This window comes from Sphingomonas sp. IC-56, assembly GCF_021043375.1.
Taxonomy (GTDB): Bacteria; Pseudomonadota; Alphaproteobacteria; order Sphingomonadales; family Sphingomonadaceae; genus Sphingomonas.
The window spans coordinates 24354-48727 of record NZ_JAJNDV010000011.1 but is presented as its reverse complement, the minus strand read 5'-3'; the positions used below and the strand labels follow the sequence as shown (position 1 = coordinate 48727).

The 24374-nt window shown below is 66.3% G+C and carries 24 protein-coding genes; 14 read left to right on the top strand and 10 right to left on the bottom strand.

All coding sequences use genetic code 11. The annotated features are described in order from the left end of the window. Positions 1-111: 111 nt before the first annotated feature. Positions 112-2700 (top strand): aminopeptidase N, encoded by a 2589-nt coding sequence (pepN, locus tag LQ953_RS14140; protein ID WP_231031554.1) that lies wholly within the window; start codon positions 112-114, stop codon positions 2698-2700. A 170-nt stretch (positions 2701-2870) separates the two neighbouring features. Beyond that, positions 2871-4418, top strand: a complete 1548-nt coding sequence (locus LQ953_RS14135) for an ArnT family glycosyltransferase (RefSeq protein WP_231031553.1) — start codon at positions 2871-2873, stop codon at positions 4416-4418. Here LQ953_RS14135 and LQ953_RS14130 read toward each other — a convergent pair. The 3 genes from LQ953_RS14130 to LQ953_RS14120 are packed head-to-tail and all read right to left on the bottom strand — an operon-like array spanning position 4364 to position 7005. Next, the gene (locus tag LQ953_RS14130; protein WP_231031552.1) at positions 4364-5554 is read right to left on the bottom strand and encodes a glycosyltransferase; all 1191 of its coding nucleotides are present in this window, start codon (positions 5552-5554) and stop codon (positions 4364-4366) included. The genes LQ953_RS14135 and LQ953_RS14130 overlap by 55 nt on opposite strands. Before the next feature lie 12 nt (positions 5555-5566). Continuing rightward, a complete protein-coding gene (locus LQ953_RS14125; protein ID WP_231031551.1) occupies positions 5567-6079 on the bottom strand; it encodes a DUF2141 domain-containing protein in 513 nt (170 codons plus the stop codon). Then, positions 6079-7005 carry a hypothetical protein gene (locus LQ953_RS14120; protein ID WP_231031550.1) on the bottom strand — a complete coding sequence of 309 codons (927 nt, stop codon included), beginning with the start codon at positions 7003-7005 and terminating at the stop codon, positions 6079-6081. Before LQ953_RS14120 ends, LQ953_RS14125 begins: the two co-directional genes overlap by 1 nt. 179 nt (positions 7006-7184) lie before the next feature. On the opposite strand from LQ953_RS14120, the gene LQ953_RS14115 reads away from it, so the two are divergent. Further along, on the top strand, positions 7185-8276 hold the full coding sequence (locus LQ953_RS14115) for a glycosyltransferase (RefSeq protein WP_231031654.1): 1092 nt from the start codon (positions 7185-7187) through the stop codon (positions 8274-8276). On the opposite strand, the gene LQ953_RS14110 is transcribed toward LQ953_RS14115, so the two are convergent. From LQ953_RS14110 to pyrE, 7 genes are read right to left on the bottom strand one after another with little or no spacing between them, the layout of a single operon-like run. Further along, a complete protein-coding gene (locus LQ953_RS14110; RefSeq protein WP_231031549.1) occupies positions 8261-10333 on the bottom strand; it encodes a TonB-dependent receptor in 2073 nt (690 codons plus the stop codon). The two genes, LQ953_RS14115 and LQ953_RS14110, sit on opposite strands and share 16 nt — an antisense overlap. Further along, positions 10330-10953 (bottom strand): maleylacetoacetate isomerase, encoded by a 624-nt coding sequence (gene maiA, locus LQ953_RS14105; RefSeq protein ID WP_231031548.1) that lies wholly within the window; start codon positions 10951-10953, stop codon positions 10330-10332. Before maiA ends, LQ953_RS14110 begins: the two co-directional genes overlap by 4 nt. A 24-nt stretch (positions 10954-10977) precedes the next feature. Next, positions 10978-12138: an AI-2E family transporter gene (locus LQ953_RS14100; RefSeq protein ID WP_231031547.1), complete on the bottom strand. Its 1161-nt coding sequence runs from the start codon at positions 12136-12138 to the stop codon at positions 10978-10980. Then, positions 12138-13010: a signal peptidase I gene (gene lepB, locus LQ953_RS14095; RefSeq protein WP_231031546.1), complete on the bottom strand. Its 873-nt coding sequence runs from the start codon at positions 13008-13010 to the stop codon at positions 12138-12140. Before lepB ends, LQ953_RS14100 begins: the two co-directional genes overlap by 1 nt. After that, entirely contained in the window at positions 13010-13423 is a 414-nt protein-coding gene (gene acpS, locus LQ953_RS14090; RefSeq protein ID WP_231031545.1) for a holo-ACP synthase, read from the bottom strand. Before acpS ends, lepB begins: the two co-directional genes overlap by 1 nt. Positions 13424-13472: 49 nt before the next feature. Further along, positions 13473-14201 carry a pyridoxine 5'-phosphate synthase gene (locus LQ953_RS14085; RefSeq protein ID WP_231031544.1) on the bottom strand — a complete coding sequence of 243 codons (729 nt, stop codon included), beginning with the start codon at positions 14199-14201 and terminating at the stop codon, positions 13473-13475. Next, complete coding sequence (gene pyrE / locus LQ953_RS14080; protein ID WP_231031543.1) at positions 14198-14779, bottom strand: orotate phosphoribosyltransferase; 582 nt, start codon at positions 14777-14779, stop codon at positions 14198-14200. The genes LQ953_RS14085 and pyrE overlap by 4 nt, the downstream gene beginning before the upstream one ends. A 176-nt stretch (positions 14780-14955) precedes the next feature. Here pyrE and coxB point away from each other — a divergent pair, with 176 nt between their 5' ends. The 11 genes from coxB to LQ953_RS14025 all read left to right on the top strand — a co-directional run bounded on the left by coxB (position 14956) and on the right by LQ953_RS14025 (position 24354). After that, complete coding sequence (gene coxB / locus LQ953_RS14075; protein ID WP_231031542.1) at positions 14956-16152, top strand: cytochrome c oxidase subunit II; 1197 nt, start codon at positions 14956-14958, stop codon at positions 16150-16152. Then, positions 16145-17824 carry a cytochrome c oxidase subunit I gene (gene ctaD, locus LQ953_RS14070; protein WP_231031541.1) on the top strand — a complete coding sequence of 560 codons (1680 nt, stop codon included), beginning with the start codon at positions 16145-16147 and terminating at the stop codon, positions 17822-17824. Before coxB ends, ctaD begins: the two co-directional genes overlap by 8 nt. Positions 17825-17970: 146 nt before the next feature. Then, positions 17971-18243, top strand: coding sequence for a hypothetical protein (locus LQ953_RS14065; RefSeq protein WP_231031540.1), 273 nt, complete (start codon positions 17971-17973; stop codon positions 18241-18243). 262 nt (positions 18244-18505) lie between these two features. After that, on the top strand, positions 18506-19411 hold the full coding sequence (locus LQ953_RS14060; protein ID WP_231031539.1) for a heme o synthase: 906 nt from the start codon (positions 18506-18508) through the stop codon (positions 19409-19411). Beyond that, positions 19408-19578, top strand: coding sequence for a hypothetical protein (locus LQ953_RS14055; protein ID WP_231031538.1), 171 nt, complete (start codon positions 19408-19410; stop codon positions 19576-19578). Before LQ953_RS14060 ends, LQ953_RS14055 begins: the two co-directional genes overlap by 4 nt. 20 nt (positions 19579-19598) lie before the next feature. After that, on the top strand, positions 19599-20108 hold the full coding sequence (locus tag LQ953_RS14050; RefSeq protein WP_231031652.1) for a cytochrome c oxidase assembly protein: 510 nt from the start codon (positions 19599-19601) through the stop codon (positions 20106-20108). A gap of 32 nt (positions 20109-20140) precedes the next feature. After that, entirely contained in the window at positions 20141-21025 is an 885-nt protein-coding gene (locus LQ953_RS14045) for a cytochrome c oxidase subunit 3 (RefSeq protein ID WP_231031537.1), read from the top strand. 74 nt (positions 21026-21099) lie between these two features. Further along, positions 21100-21426 carry a DUF983 domain-containing protein gene (locus LQ953_RS14040; protein WP_330999439.1) on the top strand — a complete coding sequence of 109 codons (327 nt, stop codon included), beginning with the start codon at positions 21100-21102 and terminating at the stop codon, positions 21424-21426. After that, complete coding sequence (locus LQ953_RS14035) at positions 21426-22049, top strand: SURF1 family cytochrome oxidase biogenesis protein (protein ID WP_231031535.1); 624 nt, start codon at positions 21426-21428, stop codon at positions 22047-22049. The genes LQ953_RS14040 and LQ953_RS14035 overlap by 1 nt, the downstream gene beginning before the upstream one ends. 47 nt (positions 22050-22096) lie before the next feature. Further along, positions 22097-23488 (top strand): threonine synthase, encoded by a 1392-nt coding sequence (gene thrC, locus LQ953_RS14030; protein WP_231031534.1) that lies wholly within the window; start codon positions 22097-22099, stop codon positions 23486-23488. Beyond that, complete coding sequence (locus LQ953_RS14025) at positions 23485-24354, top strand: class I SAM-dependent methyltransferase (protein WP_231031533.1); 870 nt, start codon at positions 23485-23487, stop codon at positions 24352-24354. Before thrC ends, LQ953_RS14025 begins: the two co-directional genes overlap by 4 nt. The last annotated feature ends 20 nt before the right edge of the window (positions 24355-24374 follow it).

The window sequence follows — 24374 nt, the reverse complement described above, 5'->3', positions numbered from 1 at the left end:
GCAAGGTCCTTAGAAACCTGGAACTTCGCCATCGGTAGCATCGTGCCGCCGGGAGGCAAGCGGGCAGTTTTCCTGTGGCGGCGCGGGGACTTCGTCCTATATCGCCACGCTATGGCAGACGCTCAGATCGCAACCCAGGCTCCCCATATCATCCGCCGCGAGGACTATCGCGCACCCGATTGGTGGGTGCCGGAAATCGCGCTCGATTTCGACCTCGATCCCGCAGCGACGCGGGTTCGCGCGGCGCTCAGCGTCACGCGCAACGGCGACCATGGCCGTCCGCTGGTGCTCGACGGCGACGGGCTGACGCCGCTGTCGGTCAAGATCGATGGCGTAGAGGCCACAGGCTGGTCGATGGACGGGTCGAACCTGGTGGTGCCGCTCAGCGGCGCTGCGCATCTGGTCGAAACCGAGGTCGAGATCGCGCCTGAGCGCAACACCCAGCTTGAGGGGCTCTATGCTTCGGGCGGGATCCTCTGCACCCAGTGCGAGGCGGAGGGTTTCCGCCGCATCACCTTCTTCCCCGACCGTCCCGACGTGCTGAGCCGGTACAAGGTGCGGATGACCGCCGACAAGGCGCGCTTCCCCGTGCTGCTCGCCAATGGCGATCCCATCGCGCAGGGCGAGGGTGAGGACGGCCGGCACTGGGCGGAGTGGCACGACCCCTTCCCCAAGCCCTGCTACCTCTTCGCGCTGGTCGCGGGCGACCTGGTCGCCAACAAGGGCAGCTTCCGCACCATGTCGGGGCGTGAGGTGGAACTGGGCATCTGGGTGCGCCAGCCCGATCTCGCCAAGACCGATCACGCGCTCGCCGCGCTCAAGCTGTCGATGGCCTGGGACGAAAAGGTCTATGGCCGCGAATATGATCTCGACGTGTTCAACATCGTCGCGGTCGACGATTTCAATTTCGGCGCGATGGAGAACAAGGGGCTGAATGTCTTCAACAGCCGCTACATCCTCGCCGATCCCGATACCGCCACCGATTATGATTACGACGCGATCGCCACGGTGGTGGCGCACGAATATTTCCACAACTGGTCGGGCAACCGGATCACCTGCCGCGACTGGTTCCAGCTGAGCCTGAAGGAAGGCTTCACTGTCTTCCGCGACCAGGGCTTCTCCGCCGACCAGGGTTCGGCCGCTGTCAAGCGGATCGAGGATGTGCGCGGCCTGCGCGCCAGCCAGTTCCCCGAGGATGCGGGTCCGCTCGCGCACCCAGTGCGCCCGGACGAGTATATCGAGATCTCGAACTTCTACACGGCGACCATCTACAACAAGGGCGCCGAAGTCATCCGGATGATGCACACCATCCTGGGGCCGGCCAAGTTCCGCGAGGCAACCGACCTCTACTTCGACCGGTTCGACGGCACCGCCGCCACCTGCGAGGACTTCGTGGCGTGCATGGAGGAAGCCGGCGGCGTCGACCTGGAGCAGTTCCGCCGCTGGTACACCCAGGCCGGCACCCCGCGCGTCGCCGCCGATTTGGCGATGGACAATGGCAAGGCGCGGCTGACGCTGCGCCAGAGCGTGCCCGCCACGCCCGGCCAGCCGGTCAAGGAGCCGATGGTGCTACCGCTGAAGATCAAGCTGTTCGGCGCGCAGACCGGCCGCTCGATGGGCGACGAGCAGCTGGTGCTGCTGAAGGACGAGAGCAGCGAGCTCATCTTCGAAAATCTGACCGAACAGCCGGTGCTGTCGATCAATCGCGGCTTCTCCGCACCCGTGGTGGTGGAAACCAACCGCACCGCCGCCGACCTCGCCTTCCTGTCGGCGCATGACGACGACCCCTTCGCCCGGTACGAGGCGATGCAGCAGCTGATGCTCGACACGCTGGTGGCCTCAGTCGCGAATGGCGGAACCGATCACGGCGCGGTGATCGAAGCAGTGCGCAACACGCTGACCGATCCTGCGCTCGACCGCGCCTTCATCGCCGAAGCGGTGGTGCTCCCCTCGGACAGCTTCATCGGCGACCAGATGGCGATCGTCGATCCCGAAGCGATCTTCCGCGCGCGTGAGGCGCTGCGCCGCGACCTTGGCACTGCACTCCAGGCCGAGTGGCGCGCGGCGTACGAAGGCAGCATCGCCAACCGCTTCGAATATTCGCCTGCGGCCAAGGGCGCGCGGCGCATCCGTTCGGTGGCTCTTGGCTATATTGCCGCGAGCGGGGCGCAGGACGCGCCGCAGCTGGCGTTCGACCAGTTCGCCAATGCCGACAACATGACCGACCGCCAGGGCGCGCTCAGCACGCTGGCCAACGGCCAGTCGCCGCTGCGCGAACAGGCGCTCGCCGCCTTTTTCGAGCGCTATCGCGGCAATGGGCTGGTGCTCGACAAGTGGTTCCAGACCCAGGCGCTGTCGTCGCGCGACGACACGGTGGACGTGGTGCAGGCGCTGGCCGGGCATTCTGCCTTCACGCTGGCCAATCCGAATCGCGCGCGCTCGCTGATCGGCGCGTTCGCCGTCAACCAGCGTGCGTTTCATCAGCCCTCGGGCCGCGGCTACCGCTTCGTGGCGGACCAGCTGATCGCGCTGGACAAGCTCAACCCCCAGACCGCGGCCAAGCTGCTGCCGCCCCTCGGGCGCTGGAAGCGGTTCGACGCCAGCCGCGGCGCGCTGATGCGGGCCGAGCTCGAGCGGATCGTCGCCACGCCCGGCCTGAGCAAGGACACGTTCGAACAGGCGTCCAAGTCGCTCGACTGAGCCACTGGAACCGGAGAGCCTTCGCGCTCTCCGGTCCCTTCCATGGGACGGGCCGAGAAGCGCATCGGTGACAGCGGCGGCGTGAACGGGTAGGATCAACCTAAGTTGTTCCTTCAAGGCCGATTCATGCATCGACCGTCGCCTGTGACTCCCTTGCCATTGTCTTGCCAGTGAGCGTCGCCTCCGCGGTTCTTGGCATCCGCCGCTGGCCGGTGCCGCCCTTTATCGAAGCCGTCGCCACGGCGCCGCGCTGGCTGGTCCTGCTTTGTGCCGCCGTCGCCGCGCGGTTTCTGACCTTCGGCAATCCGCTGGTCCATATCGACGAGAATTTCTACTTCGCGGCGGCCCAGCAGATGGCGCACGGCGCCCTGCCCTATGTCGATGTGTGGGACCGCAAGCCGATCGGGCTGTTCCTGATCTATCTGCCCGCCGCCGCGCTCGGCCTGCCGCTCGGCATCTGGGCCTATCAGCTGATGGCGCTGGGCAGCGTGGTACTGACCGCGTTACTGATCGCGCGCATGGCAGACCAGGCCGGATGGCGCCGCGGCGCGCTTCCTGGCGCGCTTTTATACGTCTTTATGCTCAACCTGGCAGGGGGCCAGGGCGGACAGTCCCCGGTCTTCTACAATCTTTTCATGGCCTTAGCCGCGTCGCTAATCCTTGTCCGCGTCGACGAGATGCTGGCCAGCCGCCACCGAATCGCCCGCGCCGTACTCGCCATGGCGCTGGTCGGCCTGGCGATGCAGATCAAATATTCCGTGGTGTTCGAAGGCATGTTCTTCGGCCTGTGGCTGATGTGGCGCGAACACCGCCTCGGCGCCAATCCCCGCCAACTGCTATCCACCGCCGCGATGCTGGCCGGCGTCGCGGCAGTGCCCACCGGGCTTGTCTGGTCCTTCTACATGGCCATCGGCCAGGGTGATGCCTGGATCTACGCGAACGTCACCTCCATCTTCGCGCGCCAGGAGGATCCGCCCCACATCTGGTGGCACAATGTGCGCGAGGTCACATTGATGCTGGCGCCGCTGGTGACCATGAGCGCGATCTCGGCATGCCTCACTGCCGAGGCGAGCCTGGAGCAGACGCGGCGCCGTTTCCTGTTAGGCTGGCTTGCCGCGTCTGTTATCGGCCTGATCCTGTTCGGCGGCTTCTTCACGCACTATGCCTTGCCGGTGATGCTGCCGGCCTGCCTGTGCAGCGCAGGCTTTCTCGGCAGCCATCCCATCGGCCGCAAGCTGATGGCCCCCCTGGTCGCCGTGTCGCTGGTCGCGGGCACCACCGCCACTTATCTAGCACGCCAGTCGCGCGGAAACGGGGCGGAGCTGCAAGCGCTGACGCAGGCGATCGGAAGCGGGCCCGGCTGCCTGTTTCTGTATTCCGGTCCACCGATGCTTTACAGTTCCACCGGCCGGTGCGTGACCACCGCCTGGCTGTTCCCGCGTCACCTGTCGCGGGTGCGGGAGGCCGAAGCGATCGGCGTGAACCAGCTTGCTGAAATCCGCCGCATCTTCCGCGCTCGGCCGGCCATTGTCACCGTAGCCGAACCTTATGATGGCGAGCGCCCCGACGTCCGCCGCCGAACGCTTCAGCGCCTGAAGGAGAATGGCTATCGGCTGAAGGGCGTGTGGCCGGTCGGCAACGACAGCGTCGCCGTATTCGAAGCTCAGGCGGCCGAAGCGACAGGCGCACCCCGGCGCGCCGCCAATAACCCTTCATAATAGGCCATCAGTTCGACGGCATGATCGTAATCGCTGCGGACCTGCGCCGCAGCAGCCCGGGCAGCGGCACGCAGGGCGGTTGGCTCGCGCGCTGCCATGCGGCGGATCGCATTTGCGGCAGACAGCGCATCGCGCGCGGCATAGGTTTCAGCGTAGACGGGGTCGGCCAGTTCAGCGAACCCGCCCTCATCCGGCCCGATGATCGGCAGACCTGAGGCGAGCGCTTCCGACGCAACAAGGCCGAATGGCTCCGCATCCGAACCATGGATCAGCGCATCACAGCTCGCCATGATGCGCGACAGGCGGACACGATCATAAACCGGGCGGAAGATGCGGATGTGCGGGCTGTCGGCGATCCGCTCCTCCAGCTTGCGCCGCTCAGGCCCTTCTCCGATCAGGATCAGCGCGACCGGCAGGTCGGTCGCGGCGGACTCGACCGCATCGATCACCAGCGGCCACCGCTTTTCCTTGTGGTGACGGCCAAGCCCGAGCAGCAGCAGCCCTTCGGGCGGCAACCCGCATTGTTCGAGCAGGGCTGCGCGCAGCTTTTCATCGCGTAGATCGGGCGAGAACCAGCTGCGTTCGATGCCTAGCGGCATCGAAGCATCGACCTTCATGCCCCGGCGGCGGAACCGCTTGGCCAGCGCCGGGCCGTTCGTGACGAACGCGTCGTAATATTCAAGGAAGCGGTTGCAGTAGCGGGTGTACCAGTCGAACGCCTGTTCAACCTGGATCGGCGTGGCGACGCTGTCGAGCCAGCGCTGGGGATAGGCGCCGATCTGGTCGCCATGCGCAAAGAAGACCTTGAGCGCGTCACCCTTCCACTGGCCAACCGTCCAGCAGGGGCGCCAGGGGGAGCTGGTCTCGACGATGTCGGGCTGGATCTGATCGAGCAGTTCCCAGATCGGCTCGTCGCGCACGAAGATGCAGTAGTTGCGGTCGAGGATCAGCGGCGGCGCCTTGACCCAGATGATGCGCCCGCCGCCGGGACGGTCCTCCACCGCGCTTTGCAGCCCGGGGGCGATGACGGTGAGTTCATGGCCCAGATCGGCCATGATCCCCATCTTGCGGTCCAGATAGGTGCGCACGCCCCCGCCGGTCGGCGAGTAGAATTCATTGACGTCGACGATGCGCATGGCAGGCTTCGATCAGAGCGGGGCGAAGCCGCCCAGCCCCTTCAGATATTGTGCCTGGATCTTGATCTGGCCGCCCGAGGCGGGGACGTTGACAAGCGCCTGGCGCAGCTTGGGACGGCTGCGGCCGAGGCGCTGGTTGCTCGGGAAACCCGCGCCGTCCTGCCAGAAGTTGAACTTGTTCTTGCCGTCACGGTCGTGCGTGAACAGCACTGCCCATTGCCCGGCACTTGGCGCGCGGATGCACAGCCTGACCTCGCCCGAAGCTGGGGTGCCGCTCCACACGCGGCGGAACGGCTTGTTTTCGGCCTTCAGGTCGCGATCGTCCTTGAGGAAATCGGCCTCATTGGCGGGATACAGCTCCAGCTTGAGGCGGCCGCTGCGGTCCTTCAGTCCGACAACCGTGACATAGAGCCGCGGGCCCGACCCGACCGCACACGAACCATCCTTCCAGTCCTGTGCGGAGGCAGTTGCGGGGATTGCACAGGCGGCGAGCCCGAGGGCGACGAACAGGGTCGAGCGGAACATCAACGGATCCTCTTGATCAAAGCATGAAGGCCGAAGCCTGCAATCAGCACCACGTGGCTAAGGAGCGTCAGCGCAGCGATCAGCGCCATCAGGTCGGACAGCGCCGCGCCCTGGCCGATCACCATGATCGCGAAAGTGGCGAACACGAGCTCCTTGTTAGGAACGAGCGGGAGACGCCAGGCGAGCAGGCGGCCGGCAGCCAGGAACAGCCAGGTGCCCAGCGCGACTTCGGGCATGGCGAAATGCCACGCGATGGCGATGAAGATCGAACCCGTCAGAATGCGCACGCAGTGCACGCCGAAGATCCACCACAGCGTGCCGCGCGGAAGCGAAAACACTCGCTTCGAAAACAGCATGAACGGCACGGAGGTACCGACGATCACGGCGATCGAGCCGAGCACGGCCTTTTGCTGAACCGCAGTGAGCAGGCTGATGCCCAGCGGCAGCGCAATCGCCACCACCGCGAGCGTCATAGCGTTGCCGGCGATCGCCGACAGGATGGTGACGTCCTTCACCGCCCCAAAGGGCGCGGCGACCATCTGGGTACGCTGGCGGGCCCAGGCGTAGAAATAGGCTTCGCCGGTATAGCCGAACAGCACTTCGTTGGAGATGCGCTTCTTGTGGAGCGCAGCCATGCCCGCAAGCGGAATGCGCCACAGCCGCCGGAAGATCACGTAATCGAAGGTCGGCGGGCCGAGATAGTAGATCGCGAACGCCAGGTAGAAGAGGGGGTTGGTGGGCGCGGCCCTGCTGAGCCCCACCAGGCCCGCGTCGAACAGCTCGCGCGCGAGCCCGGCGACCATCAGCAGCGTCAGCGCGCCACCGAGGAACATCGGCCAGCGCCGCTTGATCTTTTCAACCGGCTCAAGCCCTGCCAGATCGGGCGCCGCCGCCACGGGCGAAGCTTCGACAACGCTGGTGTTCATCGAAGCCTCCACAACCGGCCTGTTCACGTATCCTGGTCCGCCGTCGCAAGTTGTTCTGTTCACCGCGACTTTCCGGCGCCGAGCGGCTCCGACATGCATGCGGAGGGCGCCGATTGACAGCAGAATGCGGTTTATTGCGGAGACGATTTGGGCCTAAGCATGGCAAACCGCAAGTGACCATGCCCCAGCACACCGCCAGCCAAGCCCGCCACATCCTCACCTTTGCCCAGACGCTTCGCGGCGGGGGCGTGGAACGGGCGATGCTGCGAATGGCGGCGGGATGGCTGGAGCGAGGGCGCCGCGTGACGCTCGTCCTGGGCAGCCGAGAAGGGCCGCTTGCCGCCGAACTGCCCGGTGGCCTGGAGGTAGTGGAGTTAAAGGACGAACGGTACCGTGCGCTGTTCAGCCTAGCCAAGCACGTGCGGGCTGCGCGTCCGGACGTGATCTTTTGCCCAGGCAATCACTACAGCGCGATTGCAGCGATGGCACGGCTGCGGCTGGGGCGCAGTTGCCCGCCGATTGTCGGCAAGGTGTCGAATGCGCTGGTGCGGCCGGAGCAGGGACCAGTGGCGGCCTGGGGCTATCGCCGCTGGCTGCGGCAGCATCCGCGGTTCCTGAATCAGGTCGTGGCGATGACGCCGGCAATGGCGGCGGAGGCGGTCGCGGAGATGGGGATCGCTCCGGATCGGGTGCGCGTGATCGCCAATCCCCCTGCTCTCCCCGTCGCCGCTGCGACGCCGGTGGCGCTGCCACAGGGGCGCTTCATCGTCGGCGTAGGCCGACTGGAGCCGCAGAAGCGCTGGGACCGGATGATTGCCGCATTACCGCGCTTGGCCGATGCGCGCTTGTCGTTGCTGATCCTGGGCGAAGGCAGCCTGCGGGGTGCACTGGAAGCGCAGGTGCGCTCGCTCGGGCTGGAGGATCGCGTGTTCCTGCCGGGGCACGTCGCCGACCCGCTGCCGGCGCTGGAAGCTGCTGCGGTGGCGGTGCTGACCTCCGACTATGAAGGCGTGCCGGGCGTGCTGCGCGAGGCGCTGTCGGTGGGTACGCCGGTGGTGTCGACCGAGTCGAGCGTGGCGGTGCGCGAGATTGTCCATGCGCCGGCGCTCGGCACCGTTGTTGCGCGCGAGGACGAAATGGCGCTGGTGGCCGCGCTGGATCATTGGCTTGCGCCTGGGCGTTCGCGGCCGAACCGCCAGGTCGACGCCGGGGACCCGGTCGGCGACTATCTGGCGCTGTTCGATTGGCTGGCGGCTCAGCGCATCCGGTAGCGGATGCCGAGCCAGAGCGTGCGCGGCGTCGCCCGCTCGACGATGCCCGGGCCGCTGATCGTCGCTTCCACCCGTGCATCGCTCAGATTCTCGGCGCGCGCTTCCAGCGACAGCGCGGCAGTCACCGGCGCGGACACTACCGCATCGAAGGTGACAGCGTCGGCCAGCGTGCGGCTGTTCTGGTCGTCCTCGAACTGAGGCCCGATATAGCGCGCGGTAAGCGAGCCACCGAGCGCGTCGCGGAACCAGGCCAGCGTCGCGGACGCCTGATGCTCCGCCGTCTGGGCCGGACGTAGTTCGTTGAGCGGCGCGGCGAGGCCCGAGGCATGCACGCGCGCATCGGTATAGGCGTAAGACGCTGACAGGGAGAGTGCGCCGCTGACCACCCGGCCATCGAGTTCGACGCCGCGAGCCTCCACTGCATCCAGGTTCTGGCGCTGGCGGTACACGCCCGCCGCCGAGACGAAGCCGGCGAACGGGAAGGTACCCGGGCCATTGGCGACGGTGACGTTGGCGATGGCGTTGTCGACACGGCTCCAATAGGCCGTGGCGCGGAGCGTGACGGCGCTGGCCAGGCGCCAGTCCAGCCCGGCTTCGGCGCCGATCAGCCGCTCGGGATCGAGTTCGGCGTTGGGCGCGGTCGCATCGGCACCGGCGCGGAACGGGCGGTAGAGCTCGTTCAAGGTCGGAAGGCGCCAACCGCGATAACCCGCGGCGCGAAGCGTGACGCTGCCGGCCTCCCAGGCAGCGCCTGCCCGCCAGGTCGCCTCCCAGCCGCTGCGGTCTTCAAAGGCGATGTTGGTCAGCAGCGGTCCGCCGGCAAGGGTACGCTCCACCAACGAGCCGTTGTCAATCGTCCACCGGTCCACGCGGCCGCTGAGATTGAGCGTCAGCGCGCCGGATTCGAAGCTCGCATCGGCAAAGCCGCCGCCCGTCGTGCTCTCGCCGCCGGCAACGCGCTGGCGCGTGGGGGCGCCGCTCACAAAGGTGTAGAGCTCCTGCGTCCGTCCCGACACGTTGCGGACGTCGCCGCCCAGCCGCAGGGTGACGCCGCCGCCCACCGGTGGCGCGATTTCGAAGCGTCCGCCGATACCGGTGGCCGGCACATTATACTGGTCGAGCGTAGCGGTGGCGGCGGTGCGGGCGTCGTTCACGCTGGCAAAGCCGCTGGCGAAGCTGCGCGTCTGGAGATAGGCGAGCGCCGACCAGGCCCAGTTGCCGCGATTCACCAGGCGTATGCTGGCGTCGGCACCGTCGCTGCTTACGTCGGTGTAGTCGACACCGCGGTCGCGCCGATCGCGAAAGCCGGACAGGTTCGCCTGAAGTTCAGTGCCGGCGCCGATGTCGAAGACACTGCGCAGCGCCAGGCTCGCCTGCTCATAGGGTGCGGGTCGATCGGCGGGTCCGCGGTCCTCCGCAACGATCGGCGTGAAGCCATCGCCGCGCGCATAGCCGGCAGCAGCCGTGACAAAGCCGCCCGTCAGATTAGCGGTAGCGACAGCAGCGGCATCAACGCTGTCGCGGCTGCCATAGGCGGCGCGCAGCTGAAGCGGGCCGAGGTCGCCGGGGCTGCCGCTGATGAGTTCCACCGTGCCGGCAAGCGCGCCCGGCCCGGCAAAGCCGCTGCCGCCGCCGCGGGTCACGCGCACGCTGGCAAGACGGTCAGGAAGATAGGCGGGAAAGGCTACCCAGCCGCCGAAGGGATCGGTCTGCGGCACGCCGTCGAGCACCACCAGCGCGCGGCTGGAAGCATTGCCCCCCAGCCCGCGCAAGGTGATGCCCTGGCTGGTGGGATGCGCCGAGCGCGAGTCCGAGCGGCGGAACTGCGCAATGCCAGCGACATCGCGCAGCACATCCTCCAGCCGCCCGCTCGCGGTGTTCGACAGCCGTTCGCGATCGATCGTGACCACGTCATAGGCGGCCTCGCCGGGCGGCACGTCGAGCCCCCGTCCGGTGACGATGACCTCCTGCGGCTCCGACGCGGTAGCAGGCACGACCTCCTGCGCTAGGGCAGGCCCGGCCAGGAGCAGACCGGTGGAATACGCGAGATACTTCATTCAGGTGCTACTCGGTCGGGATGGGCCGCGGCAAAGGCGGGCAAGGCAGTGGCGGCGGCATCGGCGGCCACCAACTTGGGGAACGCGTCCAGGGGCACGCTGAAGCGGCGGGCATTGAACATTTGCGGGACCAGAAAGCAATCAGCGATGCCAGGCGCATCGCCGCCGAGGAAGGGCCCCTCCCCAGCCATCGCTTCCAACGCGGCGAAGCCGTCAGCGATCCAGTGCCGCGTCCAGCGATCCCGCTCCTCGTCGCCCAAATGAGCCTCGGTCTTCAGCCACCGCATGACCCGCAGGTTGTTGATCGGGTGGATGTCCGCGCCGACGATCATTGCCTGGGCGAGCGCGGCGGCCCGTCTGTCGGAGTCTATGGGGATCAGGCGAGGCTCGGGATAGCGAGCATCGAGCCAATCGATGATGGCAAGGCTTTGCGTCAGCACCCTCCCATCGACTTCGAGCGCGGGAACGAAGCCTTGGGGATTGCGCGCCAGATGCTCGGGACTGCGCTGCTGGTTTTCCAGCAGCATGATCGAATGCCGTTCATAGGCCACGCCCTTAAGCGCAAGCGCAATGCGAACCCGATAGGCCGCGGACGAGCGATAGTAATCGTAGAGCAGCATGTGCCCCTCCTTTTTCGCCGGCCCTTAGCTGCCGGTCGGTGGTTCGCCAGATGGCGGCAGCGCATCGGCGGGGCCGCGGTGCCCCAGGCGCCAACGGAACCGGCCACGGCCATCCGCCGAGAGGCGCGCCGCGCGCTCGGCTTCGCTTTCCAGCGCCACTTTGATCATCGCGACCATGGGATCGGCCAGGGCCAGGCCCATCACGCCGAACAGCGCACTCGCCAGGATCTGCGAGGACAATGTCAGTGCTGGCGGCAGATCCACCGTTCGCTTGGCGATCAACGGTATCAGCACATAGCCGTCGAAATTCTGCACGGCGAAATAGATGATGATCGCCCAAAAGCCCTGATCGGGACCGGCGCTGAAGCCCACCGACACCATCAGTACGCCACTGATGAAGGCGCCGATATTCGGGATGAAGGCCAGGATGCCGGTGATGATCCCGAGCAGCAGCGCCATGGGCACGCCAGCGATCCACAGCAAAAGGCAGGTGAGCGCGCCCTCGAACAGCATGCCGAGCAGACGCCCCGCGAGCAGGATGCGCAGGATGCGGGCCATGCGCCCGATTACCAGCGAGACATGATCCCGCGCTTCCATCGGCACCAGCCATTGAAGCCCGCGTTCATAGATGCGCGGGTCCATCGCGACGAACAGCCCGATGGCGACGATCATCACCAGGCTGGCGGCGGCACCCAGCACGCTGCCTACCGCCGAGGTCAGCCGCCCGACCGAACCCAATGCCTGCTGCGCCATGCCAGTCAGGTCGGAGCGGCCGGGCATCAGGCCGAGACTGGAGATCCAACCGGCGACGCGGTTTCCCTGAACCTCCAGCGTTTCGCGCAACTGATTGGCCTGCTGCGCAATCTGCATGCCGGTGAGATAGAAGGAGCCCAGGATAAAGGCCGCGACCAGCAGCACGACGATCAGCAGGCGCAGGCCGCGCGGGATCGGCAGCACGCGCCCAAGCAGCCGTACGCCGCCGTCGAGCATGGAAGCGAAGACGAGCCCCGCAAAGATGATCAGCAGCGGCTGGATCAGAAGCACCACCAGCGCCACGCCGATCGCCAGCCCGAACCACACCGAAGCTCGTTTCAGCTCGGCGCGCGTCATGGGGTCGCGCAGCTCGTTGGGCCCTGGCTCGCGGGTGACCTGAATGCCTTCCGCCTCAGGCGTCCCGCCGGCCATCACTCGCCCCGATTGGGGTGAAGCGACATGCCGGCGCGGCCAGAACGGAAGGACTTCGGCCAGGTCAGCGGATTCAAGGTAGCGCTGCCGTCCAGCGAGAAGGTGATGAACTCGGCCCGGCCGCCGATATTCTCCCACGGGACCGGTCCGCCCAGGCCGTTCTCAGCCATGGAGAAGCGGCTGTCGGCGCTGTTGTCGCGATTGTCGCCCATCAAAAACACGCGGCCCTCGGGCACGCGAATCTCGCCGAACTCGTCGCCCGGGCTCCAGCCCTTGTCGATCGTGTCGTACGAGCGGCCGTTGGGCAGCGTCTCGCGGTAGATGGGCAGGCGGCACACGGCAGGCGTGGCGGGACCATCGATACGGCGGCCGGGATAATGTTCGTCGTCGCAGCGCGTGTTCGCGTCGGCGGCAATGTCGCGCTCGCCCATGAAACGGCGGGGCACTGCCTTGCCATCGAGATAAACGATGCCGGCGCGCACTGCGATGCGGTCACCCGGCAGACCGATCACGCGCTTGATATAGTCGGTTTCGGATCCCGGCGGCGTGACGATCACCACGTCGCCGCGCTCGGGCAGCCGGCCGAAGAGCCGGCCGGGCATGAACGGCAACAGGTGAAAGGTCGGCGTGACGAACGAGTAGCCATAGGGATACTTCGTCACCACCAGCCGATCGCCGACGAGCAGGTTGGGCATCATCGATTCGGACGGGATGTAGAAGGGCTTGGCCACTAGGCTGTGAAAGCCGAGCACCGCCAGCACCAGCCAGAGGATGCCACGCACCTCTGCCCACCAGTCGGTACGGGGCCGGGCAGGCGTGTGTTCGTCCAAATCGAAATCCTGCTGCCTCAACGCCAGTTCGTCCGCGGCCATCAACCGTTCTTCCCGACCGCCAGCGCCTCGATGATCACCATCGCGAACGCCCAGGGATGATCGTCCGTCAACGTCAGATGTACCTTCGCGACGTGGCCGTCGGGGGTGATGGCGTCAAGCCTGGCCTTGGCCCCGCCGGTAAGCGCCAGGGTCGGCGCACCAGAGGGTGAATTGACGACACCGATATCCTTCAGGAACACCCCTGCCTTGAACCCGGTTCCCACCGCCTTGGAAAAGGCTTCCTTGGCGGCGAAGCGCTTGGCGAGCGTCGCGGCGCGGGTGTGCGGCCGGCGATCAGCCTTTGCCATCTCGGCTTCCGTAAAGGCGCGGTTCTCGAAGCGCGTGCCGAATCGGTCGAGCGATGCCTGGATCCGTTCGATGTTGCAGAGATCGGAGCCGGTGCCGAGGATCACTTGCCCGACCCCTCGTCACTCCAAGAGCCCGATAATGTGCGGACGAGGCTCACCGAGCCGAATCCATCAGCGTACGCATGCGCTGGACCACCGGACCCAGGCCAGCGAAGATCGCTTCGCCGATCAGGAAGTGACCGATATTCAGCTCCCGCAGCTGCGGGATGGCGGCGATCGGCACGACATTGTCGAAGGTCAGGCCATGGCCGGCATGTGGCTCGATGCCGTTCTTGGCAGCCAAAGCCGCAGAGTCGGCGAGGCGCTTGAGCTCGTCGGCCTGGTCTTTGCCCCCCAGTTCGGCGAAGCGGCCGGTGTGCAGTTCGACCACGGGCGCGCCAAGGCGAATTGCCGCGTCGATCTGGCGCGCATCGGGCTCGATGAAGAGGGATACGCGGCTGCCATTGTCACGCAGCGCGGCGACGATCGGACCAAGGTGCTCGTACTGACCAGCGGCGTCGAGGCCACCTTCGGTGGTGCGCTCTTCGCGCTTCTCGGGCACGATGCACACTGCGTGCGGGCGATGGCGGAGCGCGATGTCGAGCATCTCCTGCGTCGCCGCCATCTCCAGGTTCAGCGGAACCGGCAGTTCGGCGGAGAGCCGGGCGATGTCGTTGTCGGTGATGTGCCGGCGATCCTCGCGCAGATGCGCGGTGATGCCGTCGGCCCCCGCCTGCGCGGCCAGCAAGGCGGCGCGCACCGGATCGGGATAGCCCGATCCGCGCGCGTTCCGCACGGTCGCAACATGGTCGATATTGACCCCCAGGCGCAATGTCGCGGTCACGCGGTCACGCGGCTCCCAGGCTTGGTCGCGGGGATCGCGGCAAGTTCCGGGGGAAGCTGGTCCGCGGGATAAGCGGGCACGTCGAGCTTGGTGAGCGACACCAGCGGCACGCCAATATCGGCCTTGCCGTTCGAGCGATCGACAATGCAGGCGGCGCCGAGCAGTGTGCCGGGATGCTTGCGGATCGCGGCGATGCATTCGCGCGAGGACAGGCCGGTGGTGACGATATCCTCGACCATCACGACGCGGGCGCCCTCGGGAATTTCGAAACCGCGGCGGAGTTGGAATTCCCCGTCTTCGCGTTCGACGAAGACCGCTTTGCAGCCGAGTGCGCGGGCGGTTTCGTAGCCCGGGATGATGCCGCCGATCGCGGGGGAGACGACGATGTCGATGTTGCCAAAAGTGTCGCGGAGAAGGGTGCCTAGTGCCGAGCAGACCCGCTCGGTCCGCACCGGATCTTCAAATATGCGCATCTTTTGCAGGAACACGGGCGAGCGCAGGCCCGAGGACAGGATGAAATGCCCTTCCAGCAGCGCCCCTGCATCACGGAACTCCTGAAGGATCGCATCGCCGGTCAAATCCGCACTCCCAAAACCAGACTTCGCCGGACTCTTAGGGTCGCCCCCGCGCCGCCGCAACCATGCTCGAAAAAGGTTGAGAATGGTCCCGGCGCCGTATACCCCGCCTAAATCAGGAGAGTTCTCTACCTCGCCGACGGCGCCATTCGCGAACAGGGTGAAAACAGACGATGCGCATGCTTGGGTTGACTTCGATAGTCCTGGCAGCGGGGTTGGCGCTTGCCATGCCCGGTCAGGCGCAGACCGCGGCCTCACCGCCGCCGGCGGCACAAGCCGTCACGCCGCCAGCGGCAGATGCCGCTACGCCTCAGTCGGCGGGCACGTCCGCCGCACCGGCCGGAACCCCTTCCACCACGGCGGCGCCCGCGCCCGCCGCGATTGCCGATCCGACGCTGGACGCGCAGGGCAAGCCCCTGACCAAGGCGGTTCCCGGCATGGGCCAGCCGACCGCCAAGCTGTGGGGCCTGCAGGACCAGGTCACGCCCAATGGCCGCGAGGCGCACTGGTTCCACAACGCGATCCTGCTGCCGCTGATCACGGTAGTGTCGCTGATCGTGCTGGCGCTGCTGATCTATGTGATGGTCCGGTTCCGCCGCGCGGCGAATCCGGTTCCGTCGCGCACGTCGCACAACACCATGGTGGAGGTCATCTGGACACTGGCGCCGGTGCTGATCCTGATCGCGATCGCAGTGCCTTCGATCCGGTTGCTCGCCGCGCAGTTCAAGCCAGCGCCCGCCAATGCGGTCACGCTCAAGGCGATCGGCAACCAGTGGTTCTGGTCGTATGAATATCCCGACCATGGCGGCATCCAGCTGACGTCGAACATGCTCAAGGAGCAGACCGAAGTTGCCGCGGGTCAGCGTTTCCGCACCGATGCGGACGGTCCCCGCCTGCTCGCCACCGACCAGCGCGTCGTGCTGCCGGTCGGCGTGCCGATCCGCCTGATCACCACCGCGCAGGACGTGATCCACAGCTGGGCGATGCCCGCCTTCTGGATCAAGCTCGACGCAGTGCCCGGCAAGCTGAACGAGACCAGCTTCACCATCGAGAAGCCAGGCCTGTATTTCGGCCAGTGCTCCGAGCTTTGCGGTGCGCGCCACGCTTATATGCCGATCGCCGTGGAAGCGGTGAGCCCGGAAGTGTTCGCACGCTGGATCGCGGCCAAGGGCGGGAAGATGCCCGGCCAGGCCGGCGCCGAATCGGGCAGCAAGGTTCCCGCGGAACCGGGCAATGACAGCGCGGACGACACCAGCAACGGCCTGGTGGACGAAGGCGCCCCCACCGTGAACGCAACCGCCGCGCCCGCGGTGACCAACAAGCCAGCCACGCAGAACCCCGCGGGCCTCGGACAAGCGGACCAAAGCAATGACTGATACCGCAGTTCCCCATGTGGCGCATGATCCCCATGCGCGGGATTATTCCCACGACCACGACCATCACGATGCCGATCACAAGCCGGGCTTCTTCGCCCGGTGGTTCATGTCCACGAACCATAAGGACATCGGCACGCTGTACCTGATCTTCGCCATCGTCGCGGGGATCATCGGCGGCGCGATCTCGGGCCTGATGCGCGCCGAGCTGGCCGATCCGGGTATCCAGTACCTGCCGACCTGGGCCGGAATGTTCCATGGCGGCACCCAGACGATCGACCAGGCGCTCCACTTCTGGAACGTGCTGATCACCGCCCACGGACTGATCATGGTGTTCTTCATGGTCATGCCGGCGATGATCGGCGGCTTTGGCAACTGGTTCGTGCCGATCATGATCGGCGCGCCCGACATGGCGTTCCCGCGCATGAACAATGTGTCGTTCTGGCTGCTGATCCCGGCGTTCACGCTGCTGCTCGCCTCGCCGTTCGTCGGCGGTGGCGCCGGCACCGGCTGGACGGTGTATCCGCCGCTCTCCACTTATGGTGAGCCCGGGGCCTCGGTCGACATGGCGATCCTGTCGCTGCACATCGCGGGCGCCAGCTCGATCCTGGGCGCGATCAACTTCATCACCACCATCTTCAACATGCGCGCGCCGGGCATGACCCTGCACAAGATGCCGCTGTTCGTGTGGTCGGTGCTGATCACCGCCTTCCTGCTGCTGCTGGCGCTGCCGGTTCTGGCGGCCGCGATCACCATGCTGCTGACCGATCGCAACTTCGGCACGGCGTTCTACGATCCGGCCTATGGCGGCGACCCGGTGCTGTACCAGCACCTCTTCTGGTTCTTCGGCCACCCCGAAGTGTACATCATGATCCTGCCGGGCTTCGGCATGATCAGCCAGATCGTCGCGACCTTCAGCCGCAAGCCGGTGTTCGGCTATCTCGGCATGGCCTATGCCATGGTCGCGATCGGCGTGGTCGGCTTCATCGTGTGGGCACACCACATGTTCGCCACCGGCCTCTCCGTCACGGTGAAGATGTACTTCACCGCGGCGACGATGGTGATCGCGGTGCCTACCGGCGTGAAGATCTTCTCGTGGATCGCCACGATGTGGGGCGGCTCGATCAGCTTCAAGACGCCGATGGTGTGGTCGCTGGGCTTCATCTTCATGTTCACCGTGGGCGGCGTGACCGGCGTGGTGCTCGCCAATGGCGGCATCGACGATTACATGCACGACACCTACTATGTGATCGCCCACTTCCACTATGTGCTGTCGCTGGGTGCCGTGTTCGCGCTGTTCGCCGGCTTCTACTACTGGTTCCCGAAGATCTCGGGCCGGATGTACAGCGAGCTGCTCGGCCAGCTGCACTTCTGGGTGTTCTTCATCGGCGTGAACGTGCTGTTCTTCCCGATGCACTTCCTGGGCCTGCAGGGCATGCCGCGGCGCTACCCGGACTATCCGGACGCCTATGCATATTGGAACCAGATCGCGAGCCATGGCTATGAGATCATGGCGCTGGGCATGGTGTTCTTCTTCGTGAACATCATTTGGTCGCTGCTCTCGGGCAAGAAGGCCGAAGCCAACCCGTGGGGCGAAGGCGCGACGACGCTGGAATGGACGCTGTCCAGCCCGCCGCCGTTCCACCAGTTCGAGACGCTGCCGCGAATCGACTGAGCACCGGCTCCTTTCTGAAAATCGAGCGCCCCGGCCATCAAGCCGGGGCGCTCTTTTTTTGGCCTCGGCTCCAGTGCGTCTGAGGCGCGGCTGCAACCTGCCCGGATGGGACGCGTTTGCAGACCCGAATCAGGGAGTTGGATGCGATGGGTCAGGGAACGGCGAATACCGGCATGGGCGTGGTGCTGGCACTGGTGGCGGCAACGGTCCTGCTGTTCGTGATCGGCATGGTGTTGCGCAAGCGGGGCATGCTGCGCAGCCGTGGTGCGAGCTTGGGCTGGGCGATCCTGACGCTGTTGCCGCTGTTCGGATCGGGCTTTGTGTTGTGGACCAAGCACCAGGTGGAGAAGACCACGGGCGAGACCCGCGAGGGTGTCAACGAGCTGCCACCTGCGCAGCAGCAGGGCAAGGGCGCGTAGGGGATTGGTTTGGTGCCCGGTGGCAGCCGGTGAGGATTGTTGCCTGGCGGGTGTCAGGGCGAGAGCCGCTTTCGCCGTATTCGAGAGGTTACTGGCCGTTTCGTAGTATGCGGAGGCTGGGCCCCGGCCTTCGCCGGAGAACTGGTGGGGGGCTGGATCCGCGACGGGCATTTACGCCGCCGGCCTGGCCGGCGGATTGCCCACGCGTTGCATCTCTTGCTTCCTTCGTGAGCTCTGCGCTCCTATAGCCGGTAGCCGAGTCATGCCCAGCACCCTCACCTCGCCCGCTGCCCTTCCCGCCGACTGGCGCGATTTTCTTGCGCTGACCAAGCCGCGGGTGCTGACGCTGGTCGTCTTCACCGGGCTGTGCGGGATGCTGGCGGCACCGATGCCGATCCATCCGGTGCTCGGCTTCACGGCGATCCTGTGCATCACGCTGGGCGCGGGCGCCGCCGGGGCGCTCAACCAGTGGTATGAGGCCGACCTGGACGCCAAGATGCGGCGCACGGCCGCGCGGCCGCTGCCCGCCGGGCGCATGGACCGCCAGTCGGCGCTGCATTTCGGCGTGGGGCTGGCGTGTTTCAGCCTGTGCCTGATGTACTTCGCGCTCAACCTGACCGCGACGATCATCCTGGCCGTCTCGATCCTGTTCTATGTCTTCATCTACACGATCTGGCTGAAGCGCCGGACGCCGCAGAACATCGTGATCGGGGGCGCGGCCGGCGCCTTTCCGCCGTTGATCGGCTGGGCGGCGGCGACCGGCGACGTGGCGCTGCTGCCCGTGCTGCTGTTCGCGTTGATCTTTCTGTGGACGCCGCCGCATTTCTGGGCGCTCGCGCTGTTCGTGAAGACCGATTACGCCAATGCCGGCGTGCCGATGCTGCCGGTCGTCGCGGGCGAGCGCGTCACCCGCACGCAGATCGGGCTGTATACGATCCCGATGATCGCCGCGGCGATCGCGCCCTGGCCGCTCGGGCTGGTCGGCGCGCTCTATGGCTGGTCGGCGGTGACGCTCAACGCGCTGTTCCTGGCGCTGGCGGTTCAGGTGGCGACGCGCCGTTCGGTGCCGGGCGACACGATGGCGCCCGAAAAGCGGCTGTTCAAATATTCGATCCTGTATCTGTTCCTCATCTTCGGCGCGTTGGTCGCCGACCGGTGGTTCGCATGAACAAGCGTGATGACATTGTGCAGGCGCCCGAGGCGCTGACCGAGAGCCAGATGGTGCGCGCGCGGCAGCAGAGCCGGGCGCGGGTGATGGCGGTGCTGTTGTTCGCGTTCGTCGCGCTGGTGTTCGCGATTTCGGTCGTGAAGATCAGCCAGGGCTACGCGACGTGAACCGGAACCTGCGCACTGCCATGCTTGCCGCGGTGGGCGTGTGCTCGATGACCGGATTGGGCTTTGCCAGCGTGCCGCTGTACCGCATGTTCTGTGAAGTGACCGGGCTGAACGGCACGACGCAGGTGGGCACGCGCGCGCCGGGCCGGGTAGGCCAGAAGATCACCGTCGCGTTCGACAGCAATGTCGCGCAGGGCATGCCGTGGAAGTTCAAGCCCGAGCGCCGCGCCGACACGATCGATATCGGCGGGCGCGACATGGCGTTCTTTACCGCCAGCAACACCAGCGGCAAGGCCATCACCGGCACCGCGACGTTCAACGTGACGCCGGTGGTGGCAGGCAAATATTTCAACAAGATCCAGTGCTTCTGCTTCACCCAGCAGACGCTGGAAGCCGGCGAGACGGTGCGGATGCCGGTGATCTTCTATGTCGATCCGGCGATCCTGAACGATCCCGACACGCGCGACGTGGAAGAGATCACGCTGTCTTATACATTTTACCCGGTGGATTCCGGCAAGACTGCAAGCTAAGCAACGGCAAAGCAAGGAACAGGGAAGAGGCCATGGCTGGAGCGAAGAACCACCAATACCACATCCTGCCGCCCAGCATCTGGCCGTTTTTCGGGTCCATGGCGGCGCTGGTGCTGGCATCGGGCGGCATCATGTGGATGCACGAGATGGCCGCGGGCACGCTGGTCTTTTTCGCCGGCGTGGCGCTGATCGCGATCACCTTCTTCGGCTGGTGGTCGGACGTGATCAAGGAAGCGCGCCAGGGCGACCATACGCCGGTGGTGCAGCTGCACCTGCGCTACGGCATGATCCTGTTCATCGCGTCCGAAGTGATGTTTTTCGTCGGCTGGTTCTGGGCGTGGTTCGACTTCGCGCTGTTTCCCTCGACCGTGGAAGCGGTGGGCGGCGCCTGGCCTCCCAAGGGCATGGAAGTCATCAACGCGTGGGAATTCCCGCTTCTCAACACGCTGATCCTGCTGTGCTCGGGCTGCACCATCACCTGGGCGCACCACGGCCTGCTCCACAACGAGCGCGGCGGCGCGCTGCGCGGGGCGTGGGGCCTGCTGGGCGTCGGCGAGAATGACAGCGTCAAGAAGGGGCTGTGGCTGACCATCATCCTGGGCGTGATCTTCAGCGCGGTTCAGGCCTATGAGTACATGCACTCGCCCTTCCCCTTCAAGGCGGGCAGCGATGGCGGGTCGAGCTATGGCGGCGTGTTCTTCATGGCCACCGGCTTCCACGGCTTCCACGTGCTGGTGGGCACGATCTTCCTTATCGTGAACCTGGTGCGCGTGTACAAGGGCGACTTCACCCCGCGCCAGCATTTCGGCTTCGAGGCCGCGGCCTGGTACTGGCACTTCGTCGACGTGGTGTGGTTGTTCCTCTTCGCCTCGATCTATGTTTGGGGCGGCTGGGGCGCGCCGGTGCACGGCGGCTGATGCCGGATCCTTCCGACCTTTCGGGGGGAGGCAGCGACCCGCTGCCTCCCCCAATTGCTTCCGGGCTCCAGGGCGTGTGCCCGCGCTGTGGCGCCCAGACCCTGTTCCGCAGCTACCTGGCCTATGCCGACACCTGCTCGAACTGCGGGCTCGACTTTCGCGACTTCAATGTGGGCGATGGGCCGGTCGTGTTCCTGACGCTTGGGATCGGCACGATCGTCACGATCCTGGCGCTGATCGTGGAGCTGAAATACGAGCCGAGTTTCCTGCTCCACGCGCTACTGTGGCTGCCGCTCACGCTGGTGCTGACGGTGCTGACCCTGCGGGTCGCCAAGGGGTGGCTGATCGCGCTGGAATTCCGCAACAAGGCGCGCGAGGGCCGGATCCGGGCGGACGATTGATGCGGCGCATGCCCGTGGTTCCGACCGTCCTGGTGACGCTGGCGATCGCGGCGATGATCGCGCTTGGTTTCTGGCAGCTGTTCGACCGGCTCCCGAAGAAGGAAGCGTTCCTGGCGCAGCTGGCCACCAACCCGGCCAAGCCGCCCATCGCTTTCCCGCGCAGCAACGATGACCGGCTGCTGTTTCGCCGGGTGGAGGCGATGTGTCTTCAGCCCATGTCCAGCACCATGGCCGGCGCTGGAGCCAGCGGCTTTCGCTGGATCGTGGAATGCCGCACCAAAGCGGAAGCGCCCATGGCGGTGCAGCTAGGGACCACCCGCGACCCGCTGGCCAAGCCGGTGTGGAAGGGTGGGGTGGTGCGCGGCTATCTCAGCCATGCGCCTGACAGCCGGCCGATGATCGCGGCCTTGTTCGAGCACACGCCGCAACGGCTGATGGTAGTGGCCGACACGCCGCCGGCCGGGCTTGCGCCGAATGCCGCGCCTGACCTGTCTTCGGTGCCGAACAATCACCTTGCCTATGGCGTGCAGTGGTTCCTGTTCGCGGCGGTGGCAGCGGTGATTTATGTTCTCGCGCTTCGGCTGCGAAACCGCGGGATGGTGCGCCGGGAGCGGCTACCCTAAACAATGGCTATCTTGTGAGGCCCTGCCCCGGCCGCTAACCGGGGCACATGCGCTATCACAGCACCCGCGGCGCCGCGCCCTTGCTCGGCTTTCGAGACGTGACCCTGGCGGGTCTGGCCAGCGATGGCGGGCTGTATGTGCCCGAGCATTGGCCGCAGCTTTCTCGCGACGAGATCGCTGGGCTTTCCGGCCTCTCCTATGTCGAGACGGCGGTGCGGGTGATGCTGCCCTTCGTCCAGCCGGACCTGGACGAGGACGCGCTGCGGGCGCTGTGCACCGCCGCCTATGGCCGCTTCGCGCATGCCGCAGTGACGCCGCTGGTGCAACTGGACGCGCAGCACTGGCTGCTGGAGCTGTTTCATGGGCCGACGCTGGCCTTCAAGGACGTGGCGCTGCAATTGCTGGGGCAGTTGTTCGAGGGCTTCCTGGCAGGCGGCGACACCCATCTGACCATTGTCGGCGCGACGTCGGGCGACACCGGCAGCGCCGCCATCGACGCAGTGGCCGGACGGGTGGGCGTCGACATCTTCATGCTTCATCCCAAGGGGCGGGTGTCCGAGGTGCAGCGGCGGCAGATGACCACCGTGCTGGCGCCCAACGTCCACAACATCGCCATTGAGGGCAGCTTCGACGACGCACAGGCGCTGGTGAAGGCGATGTTCAACGATTCCGCTTTCGCCGGGCGTTTCCGGCTGTCGGCGGTGAACTCGATCAACTGGGCGCGGCTGATGGCGCAGGTGGTTTACTACTTCTACGCCGCTGTGCGGCTCGGTGGACCGGACAAGCCCGTTGCCTTCTCGGTGCCGACCGGCAATTTCGGCGATGTGTTCGCGGGTTATGTGGCGGCGAAGATGGGACTGCCGGTCGCCAAGCTGATCGTCGCCACCAACGTCAACGACATCCTGCACCGCGCGCTTTCCACCGGCGACTATTCCACCGGCACGGTGACGCCGACCGCAGCGCCGTCGATGGACATTCAGGTGAGCTCGAACTTCGAGCGGCTGCTGTTCGATCTCGCTGGCGCTTCGGTTAGCGAGCAGATGCGCGGGTTCGAGGCCGCGCGGGCGATGCAATTGACCAACGCGCAGCGCGACGGCGCGGCCGGGCTGTTCACCAGTGCCTCGATCGATGCCGACACGATGAACGAGGCCATGCGCTGGGCCTATGCCGACACGGGCCAGATACTCGACCCCCATACCGCCATCGGCCTGGCCGCGGCGCGGGCAAGTGGGCTCGACCCCGCAACGCCGATCGTCACGCTGGCGACCGCCCATCCTTCCAAGTTCGCCGACGCGGTCGAGCGGGCAACCGGGGTACGGCCGCAAGTGCCATCACGAATCGGCGACCTGCACCAGCGCGAGGAGCGCTACGACGTGCTGCCCGCCACCTTTGAGGCCGTGACCGGCTATATCGCCGAGCGGGCGGTGCCGCGGCCATGAACCTGGTGACGATGACCGGCGAGCCCTGGGCGGACTATGGGCTGATCGACAGCGGCCATGGCCGCAAGCTCGAACGCTATGGCCGCTTCCGCTTCATCCGCCCCGAGCCGCAGGCGATGTGGGCGCCCGCGTCCGACAATTGGGATGCCGACGCCGAGTTCATCCCCGGATCGGACGAGGAAGGCGGCGGCCGCTGGCAGTTCAGCCGGCAGGTTCCACGGGAGGGCTGGCCGCTGTCGTGGCGCGAAGTGAAGTTCACCGCGCAGAACACGCCGTTCCGGCATCTCGGCTTCTTTCCCGACATGGCACCGGTTTGGGATTGGATGCGCGGCCGCATTGCGGGGATGGACGCGCCCGAGTGCATGAACCTGTTCGGCTATACCGGGGTGGGGACGCTGGCACTGGCGGCGGCGGGGGCGAAGGTGACCCATGTCGATGCGTCCAAGAAATCGGTGGCCGAAGGCAAGGCGAATGCCGTGCTGTCGGGCCTGAGCGACAAGCCGACCCGCTGGATGATCGACGATGCCGGCAAGTTCGTCGCGCGCGAGATCCGGCGGGGGCGGCGCTATGACGGCATCATCCTCGATCCGCCGAAATGGGGCCGCGGGCCCAACGGTGAAGTGTGGAAGCTGGAAGAAGGGCTGCCCGGCCTGGTTGCCGATTGCCGGCAGTTGTTGGACGCAGAGTCGCGCTTCCTGTTCCTGACCGTTTATGCGGTGCGGATGTCGGCGCTGGCGATTGGGGAGTTGGTGCGGCAGCACTTCGCCGATCTGGGCGGTACCGTAGAGGCAGGTGAGTTGACGGTGCGCGAGGAAGCGCGCGGGTTGATGCTGCCGACGGCGATCTTTGCGCGCTGGAGCCGCTGAGGGGCACTTGATCCGCTGTC

Excerpts from the sequence above, each read along its gene's own strand:
- pepN (WP_231031554.1), top strand. The coding sequence starts at position 112 with ATGGCAGACGCTCAGATCGCAACCCAGGCTCCCCATATCATCCGCCGC.
- LQ953_RS14130 (WP_231031552.1), bottom strand. The coding sequence starts at position 5,554 with ATGCGCATCGTCGACGTCAATGAATTCTACTCGCCGACCGGCGGGGGC.
- LQ953_RS14125 (WP_231031551.1), bottom strand. The coding sequence starts at position 6,079 with ATGTTCCGCTCGACCCTGTTCGTCGCCCTCGGGCTCGCCGCCTGTGCA.
- LQ953_RS14120 (WP_231031550.1), bottom strand. The coding sequence starts at position 7,005 with ATGAACACCAGCGTTGTCGAAGCTTCGCCCGTGGCGGCGGCGCCCGAT.
- LQ953_RS14115 (WP_231031654.1), top strand. The coding sequence starts at position 7,185 with ATGCCCCAGCACACCGCCAGCCAAGCCCGCCACATCCTCACCTTTGCC.
- LQ953_RS14110 (WP_231031549.1), bottom strand. The coding sequence starts at position 10,333 with ATGAAGTATCTCGCGTATTCCACCGGTCTGCTCCTGGCCGGGCCTGCC.
- maiA (WP_231031548.1), bottom strand. The coding sequence starts at position 10,953 with ATGCTGCTCTACGATTACTATCGCTCGTCCGCGGCCTATCGGGTTCGC.
- LQ953_RS14100 (WP_231031547.1), bottom strand. The coding sequence starts at position 12,138 with ATGGCCGGCGGGACGCCTGAGGCGGAAGGCATTCAGGTCACCCGCGAG.
- lepB (WP_231031546.1), bottom strand. The coding sequence starts at position 13,010 with ATGGCCGCGGACGAACTGGCGTTGAGGCAGCAGGATTTCGATTTGGAC.
- coxB (WP_231031542.1), top strand. The coding sequence starts at position 14,956 with ATGCTTGGGTTGACTTCGATAGTCCTGGCAGCGGGGTTGGCGCTTGCC.
- ctaD (WP_231031541.1), top strand. The coding sequence starts at position 16,145 with ATGACTGATACCGCAGTTCCCCATGTGGCGCATGATCCCCATGCGCGG.
- LQ953_RS14065 (WP_231031540.1), top strand. The coding sequence starts at position 17,971 with ATGGGTCAGGGAACGGCGAATACCGGCATGGGCGTGGTGCTGGCACTG.
- LQ953_RS14060 (WP_231031539.1), top strand. The coding sequence starts at position 18,506 with ATGCCCAGCACCCTCACCTCGCCCGCTGCCCTTCCCGCCGACTGGCGC.
- LQ953_RS14055 (WP_231031538.1), top strand. The coding sequence starts at position 19,408 with ATGAACAAGCGTGATGACATTGTGCAGGCGCCCGAGGCGCTGACCGAG.
- LQ953_RS14050 (WP_231031652.1), top strand. The coding sequence starts at position 19,599 with ATGCTTGCCGCGGTGGGCGTGTGCTCGATGACCGGATTGGGCTTTGCC.
- LQ953_RS14045 (WP_231031537.1), top strand. The coding sequence starts at position 20,141 with ATGGCTGGAGCGAAGAACCACCAATACCACATCCTGCCGCCCAGCATC.
- LQ953_RS14035 (WP_231031535.1), top strand. The coding sequence starts at position 21,426 with ATGCGGCGCATGCCCGTGGTTCCGACCGTCCTGGTGACGCTGGCGATC.
- thrC (WP_231031534.1), top strand. The coding sequence starts at position 22,097 with ATGCGCTATCACAGCACCCGCGGCGCCGCGCCCTTGCTCGGCTTTCGA.
- LQ953_RS14025 (WP_231031533.1), top strand. The coding sequence starts at position 23,485 with ATGAACCTGGTGACGATGACCGGCGAGCCCTGGGCGGACTATGGGCTG.